Origin of the sequence: Brachybacterium sp. ACRRE, from assembly GCF_022346485.1 — a bacterium.
Lineage (GTDB): Bacteria > Actinomycetota > Actinomycetes > Actinomycetales > Dermabacteraceae > Brachybacterium > Brachybacterium halotolerans.
The window spans coordinates 1-5,921 of the sequence record NZ_JAKRMO010000113.1 but is presented as its reverse complement, the minus strand read 5'-3'; the positions used below and the strand labels follow the sequence as shown (position 1 = coordinate 5,921).

General features: G+C 69.8%; 6 protein-coding genes. 2 read left to right on the top strand and 4 right to left on the bottom strand.

Annotated features, from left to right (window positions below; genetic code table 11):
• The coding region (locus MHY49_RS18680) for a MurR/RpiR family transcriptional regulator (RefSeq protein ID WP_239206684.1) at positions 1–990 on the top strand (990 nt) is incomplete at its 5' end.
• Positions 991–997: 7 nt separating this feature from the next.
• The gene (locus MHY49_RS18675) at positions 998–3,322 is read left to right on the top strand and encodes an FAD-dependent oxidoreductase (RefSeq protein WP_239206682.1); all 2,325 of its coding nucleotides are present in this window, start codon (positions 998–1,000) and stop codon (positions 3,320–3,322) included.
• Between the two features lie 39 nt (positions 3,323–3,361).
• Here the strand turns inward: MHY49_RS18675 and MHY49_RS18670 are convergent, their stop codons facing one another.
• The 4 genes from MHY49_RS18670 to MHY49_RS18655 all read right to left on the bottom strand — a co-directional run bounded on the left by MHY49_RS18670 (position 3,362) and on the right by MHY49_RS18655 (position 5,904).
• Positions 3,362–3,745 carry a type II toxin-antitoxin system VapC family toxin gene (locus tag MHY49_RS18670; protein WP_239206680.1) on the bottom strand — a complete coding sequence of 128 codons (384 nt, stop codon included), beginning with the start codon at positions 3,743–3,745 and terminating at the stop codon, positions 3,362–3,364.
• Positions 3,742–4,005 carry a type II toxin-antitoxin system Phd/YefM family antitoxin gene (locus MHY49_RS18665; RefSeq protein WP_239206678.1) on the bottom strand — a complete coding sequence of 88 codons (264 nt, stop codon included), beginning with the start codon at positions 4,003–4,005 and terminating at the stop codon, positions 3,742–3,744. The genes MHY49_RS18670 and MHY49_RS18665 overlap by 4 nt, the downstream gene beginning before the upstream one ends.
• A gap of 239 nt (positions 4,006–4,244) precedes the next feature.
• Entirely contained in the window at positions 4,245–5,243 is a 999-nt protein-coding gene (locus tag MHY49_RS18660; RefSeq protein ID WP_239206677.1) for an ROK family protein, read from the bottom strand.
• Positions 5,233–5,904 carry an APC family permease gene (locus tag MHY49_RS18655; protein WP_255720102.1) on the bottom strand — a complete coding sequence of 224 codons (672 nt, stop codon included), beginning with the start codon at positions 5,902–5,904 and terminating at the stop codon, positions 5,233–5,235. Before MHY49_RS18655 ends, MHY49_RS18660 begins: the two co-directional genes overlap by 11 nt.
• Positions 5,905–5,921: the final 17 nt, after the last annotated feature.

Here is a 5,921-nt window from a genome sequence, read left to right as displayed (position 1 = left end):
CCCCCGAGACGATCCGCCCCCCTCCCCTACGACGATCGAGCACCCGTGAACACCGAAACGACATCCTCGCCCGACGATCCGAACCCGTCCGCCTCAGCCCTCCAGCGACTGCGCGACATCGCCGAGCAGCTGAACCCGACCGCACGCCGCATCGCCGACGTGATCCTGGAGGATCCTCTGCGCGCGGGCGGCGACTCCATCACGCAGATCGCCGCGCGCTCGAAGGCGTCCGCCGCGACCGTCTCGCGCCTGGCGACGCGGCTCGGGTACTCGGGGTTCCCCGCCTTCCGCTCCGCGATCGCCCTGGACAACGGCCGCACGACGCAGTCCGGCTGGGAGCGCGACATCGGCTCGGCGATCAGTCCGTCCGACTCCCCCGACGACGTCCTGGACATCCTCGCCGGCACCGCCGCGCGGTCCCTGCGCGACGCCGCCGACGCGATCGACGTGCGGCCCTTCCGACGTGCCGCCACGACGGTCGCCCGCGCCGAGCACGTGCACCTCCACGCCGAATGGGGCGATGCGATCGCCCTGCGGGAGCTGCAGATGCGGCTGCTGCGCATCGGCATCGCGGCCTGGTTCCACGAGGCGGGCGGCAACACCCTGCGGGCCGTCGCCAACACGCTCACCGACCGCGACGCGGTGATCGTCCTGGGCCGTTCCGGCACCGACGCGGCGACCGTCGACTTCCTGCGACGGGCGAAGACCGCCGGGGCCTGCACGATCGCCCTGCACGGCGATCCCGACTCGCCCTTCGCCGAGGCATCGGACATCGCTCTGTACACGGGTATCCGCAACGGCTCCGTCTGGACCCAGTACTACGCGGGGCGTGCGAGCGACATCCTCGCCACCAGCCTGCTGTGGGTGCTCGTCGCGCAGATCCGCTCGTCCGACCCGAGCATGCGCTTCATCGACGACGGCACCTTCGCCGCCCCTGACGATCCCCAGGTCCCCAGGACTCCCACGGCCCCCGCACCTCCGAGAGGATGACAGCCCGATGAGCACGGACACGACCATGAGCGGCGACAGCACCGACACGCCCGCGGCCCGTCCCGAGACCTCTGCGATCCCCGAGACCTCTGCGAGCCCCGAGATCCCCAGCGAGAGCATCACGGCGGACATCGTCGTCGTGGGCGGGGGCCTCGCGGGCATCTGCGCCGCCGTCGGCGCCGCCCGGCAGGGCAGCCGCGTCGCCCTCGTGCAGAACCGGCCCGTGCTGGGCGGGAACTCCTCGAGCGAGGTCCGGGTCTGGGTGTGCGGCGCGACCGCCCACGGCATCCACATGTTCGCCCGCGAGACCGGCATCATGGGCGAGCTGTTCGTGGAGAACCAGTACCGCAATCCCGACGGCAACCCCTACTACTGGGACCTGCTGCTGCTCGAGACGGTGCGCGCGGAGCCGAACATCTCCCTCTTCCTGAACACCGATGTCACGGAGGTCGAAGCCGACGGGCCGGTCGAGCGCCGCACGGTCCGGTCGGTCACCGGGTGGATGAGCGGGTCCGAACGAAGGATCCGCTTCAGCGCGCCCACGTTCATCGACTGCAGCGGCGACGGGCTCGTCGGACACCTCGCAGGGGCCGAATCCATGCGCGGCAGCGAGGACCGCGGGACGTACGGCGAGTCCTGGGCACCGGAGCATCCCGGGGACGACATGCTCGGCTCGACGATCCTCTTCTACACGAAGGACGTCGGCCATCCGCAGAAGTTCGTCGCCCCGTCCTTCGCGGTCGACATCGAGAAGACCTCCATCCCCGAGAACCGCGTCATCCGCCAGGACATGAACGGCTGCGCCTACTGGTGGATCGAATGGGGCGGGGACCTCGATATCGTGCGCGACAACGAGCGGATCCGCGACGAGCTGCAGGCCGTCTGCTACGGGATCTGGGACCACATCAAGAACTCCGGCCGCTTCGATGCCGAGAGCCTCTCCCTCGAGTGGATCGGCGCGGTGCCGGGCAAGCGCGAGTACCGACGGTTCGTGGGCGACCACGTGCTCACCCAGCACGACGTGCTGGGCCAGACCGAGTTCGAGGATCGCGTGGCCTTCGGCGGCTGGTCGATCGACCTGCATCCCGTGGGCGGCGTCTACGCCGGCGAACGCGGATCACGGCATTGGCACCCCGACGGGAACTACCACATCCCCCTGCGCTCGCTGTTCTCCCGCAACGTCACGAACCTGTGGATGGCCGGGCGCGACATCAGCGCGAGCCATGTCGCCTTCGGCACGACGCGCGTGATGGCCACGTGCGCCATCCTCGGGGAGTCGGCGGGGATCGCCGCCTCCCTCGCCGGACGGCTCGGCGCCGCTCCCCGCGATCTGGCCGCCGACCACATCACCGAGCTGCGGCGCGCACTGGTGCGGGCCGACGCGTCGGTCCTCGGCGTCCAGGACGAGGATCCGTCGAACCTCGCCCTGCGAGCCCGTGCCTCCGCCAGCTCGAGCAAGCGGACGCTCGCCTCGACACGGAGCACGGGCCGTCTGCCCCTGGACCATGACCTGGGGCTCGTCCTCCCTGCCGACCCTGGCCTGGGCGAGCTGGAGATCCTCGTCGACGCCGAGCAGGACACCGAGCTGGTCCTCGAGGTGCACAGCACGAGCAAGCCGCAGAACTATCTCCCCCACGAGCGCCGGCGCAGCGTGCGCGTCCCCGTCCGTCCCGGGCGCAGCTGGGTCCGGACGCAACTCGACTGGACGCCGGATTCCCCCGGCAACGCCTTCGTCGTCCTCCGCGCCGACCCGTCGCTCAGCGTGCACCGCGGCGATCACGCCGAGCCCGGGACCGTCACGATGCTGCACCGCGAGGTGCCGCCCGAGGAGAGGTACTCGGCCCAGTGGCGCGAGTGGAAGGAGACCCTCCACGGAACCGGCATCTGCTTCCGGTCGACCGCACCCACGCAGGCCTTCGCCCCCCGCCATGCCGTCGGCGGATTCTCGCGCCCCTTCGGCGGGCCGAACATGTGGGTCTCGGCGCCGCTCGCCGACGATCCGCAGCCGGTGCTGACGCTCGCATGGGAGGAGCCGCAGACCATCGCATCCGTCGACCTGCTGCTCGACGACGATGTCAACGAGGACCTCATCAACCTCCACCATCACCGCACCGAGGCCGAGATCATGCCCACCCTGGTGCGCGCGGCTCGACTCGAGGTGCTCCGCGAGGGCGTCTGGGAGGAGATCGCGCGACTCGACGACAACCGCCGTCGCCACCGGGTGCTTCCCCTCCGGAGTCCCGTCACGACCAGGTCGCTGCGCATGATCGTCGAGGAGACGAACGGCGCGCCCGCAGCGCACGTGGTGGCGGTGCGGGCCTGGGGCGAGTGAGGAGCCGTCGGCTCGCCCACGTGTGGGACGAGCCCCGGTTCACGCCCTCGCAGGCAGGATCTCGAGCCCGAATCCCTGCGCGGCGCTGGCCAGCTCGCGATCGAAGGTCGCGAACCCCTCCACCTGGTCGCCGTAGAGGAGCGCGGTCGACAGATGCAGAGCATCCATGGCCCGCAGACCTGACCGCAGCGACAGCGCATGCTCCATCACCTCGTCGTCGACCGCGTCGATCTCCACGCGGTCGACGATCGCATCGACATCCGCGTGAGCCCCGCCGCGGCGGTCGACGGTCGCATGCAGTTCGAGCTCGAGCAGGCGCGACGCCACGAGCAGCTCTCTCGAGGCGAAGAGCTGCTCGACGTCCGCGACCCCCGGTTCACGGCTCAGCAGTTTGAAGGCGGCGGATGTGCCGAGGTAGATCACGAACGGTCGCCCCTCATGTCCTCGACCATCTGCTCCGTGCTCCACTGCGTGATCGGGGTGCTGATGGTCGGCACCCCGCCGGTCTTCGCAGGGCGCAGAGCACCGCTGGCGAGCCGGCGTGCGCGGCGGTCCGCCGGTGCAGGCGTGATGTGGGCGATCGGCCGCCCCCGGTCCGTCACGGTCATGGACTCACCGGCCTGGACGCGTGCGAGCACCCGGGCGGTCTGCTGATTCAGTTCGGTGCGGGTCACATCACTCATGCCGGCATGGTACGCGCGTCTACTAGTTCTAGTACTGCTTGGCTGTGGACAAGCCCGGCCACGGCCGGGCGCCCCGATGCGCACCGAACGCCCGACGGCCGATGTCGCTGGGTGAGGTCTCACGCCCGTATGCGCGTTGTGACCTCACCCAGCGACGTCGAAACGAAGACTCCACGGTCGATGGGGCGGGATGCCACCTCAGCCGCGCACCAGCTCGATCCCGGTACACCACAGCGCACTCATAGGTCGCCGCAGCCGACGCAGCCGAGCATCTCGGGAACTTCGCCGCCCCAGGACCTATAGGCGATCAGCAGAGCACCTAGGAGTGAAGCGCTGCCGCCCAGGGCGGTCATCTCGAGCCTCGGAGGACAGGGCACGGAGGTGTCGAGCGCCGTGCGCGCGTGAGAACGAACTACGGAGAACACCTCGTCCGTGACGACACCCCCACCCAGCGAGATCACCCCTGGGTCGAGCACGATCGCCACGGTCACGAGCGCCTGAGCGACCTCCGTGAGCGCATCTCGCCCGATCACCGTCAGAGGATCCCGAGCATCCACGTCGGGCGCATGAGCCCTCACGAGAAGATCGGACGCCGAGAGCTCCTCGTGCCCAGCAGCCGAGCACGCGTCGCGCAGGGCGCGGCCCGAGACCTGGTCCTCGAGTGGCGCACCACCTTCCCGCACACTGCGGTACGGGCCGCCAGCACGCGGCAGGAGAGATCCGATCTCCAGTGCCGCACCATGCTCTCCCGACAGCGCCTCACCATTCACCACGGCACCGGCCGACACTCCGGTGCCGATGTTCACGAAGACGCCGGTGTGCACGCCCTTCAGGCACCCCCAGGCATGCTCGGCGAGCGCGGCCGCCTTGACATCGTTCGCCCAAGATACGCGATCTGTTCCCAGGGCACGGGAGAGCACCCTCGAAGGATCCGCTTCGGAGATCCCCGGATTGTTCGGAGCGAGTGCGATCCCCTCCGCGGTGACGATGCCTGGCGTGACGACCCCTAGCGCCAAGATTTCGCGCTTCTCATGAGGACCTCTGTCGACCGCCTCGCGGACGCAGCGTCGAGCCAGCTCGACGGCGTCGGGCAGAAGGTCGGCGAACTCGCGCCCGGACTGCTTCGCGCGGTGCTCGGCAGCGGCGAGGACCGATCCCGATGTGTCCGCGACACAGGCGCTGACCTTGGTCCCGCCGATATCGATGCCGATGATCAGGCCGTCACGGTCACTCGCCACGTCGACCCTCGTCCTCCAGCGTCGAGAGCCCGCCCGGCTCACCCGTCTCGGGCTCCTCTGCCGCGGGAAGCGGCCCGAACGGCCACGAGCGCTCGACCCGAGCCCACACGAGGAAGCACAGCACGCCCACCACGACCCACGCGAGCGAGAGCTCGATGGGATGCAGACCAGGCGCCGCGGCGTCGGAGTAGCAGTACACCGCGATCCAGCCGACTCCGGCGACGACGAGTGGCAGCGGATACAGCCACATGCTGTATGGGCGTGGGCGTCCGCGCCGCCGCAGGATCACCACGGCTGCGATCTGGCCGAGGGCCTGCACGATCACCATCACCGCCGTCAGCAGCTGGATCAGAGCCGCGAGATCCGTGAGTCGACCGATGAGGAAGCCGACCACGGTGCCGGCGCCCATCGCAAGGAGCCCGGCGACTGGGAACTCCTTCTCCGGGTGCAGGCGGGCGAAGACGGGGAAGAAGACACCGTCACGGGCCGCGTCGTAGGGGACGCGAGACCCGGAGAGCAGTCCCATCATGATCGAGGTGAACGCGACGATCAGGATGTGAAGCGCCCTGGGTTTCGTTCCGTGGTTAGGCGGGCGCGGTCGTCGTGGGGTGAGTGTAGGACGCTTCGACCGCTGCGGGGGTGCGGTAGTCGAGAGTTTCATGCAGTCGGGACGTGTTC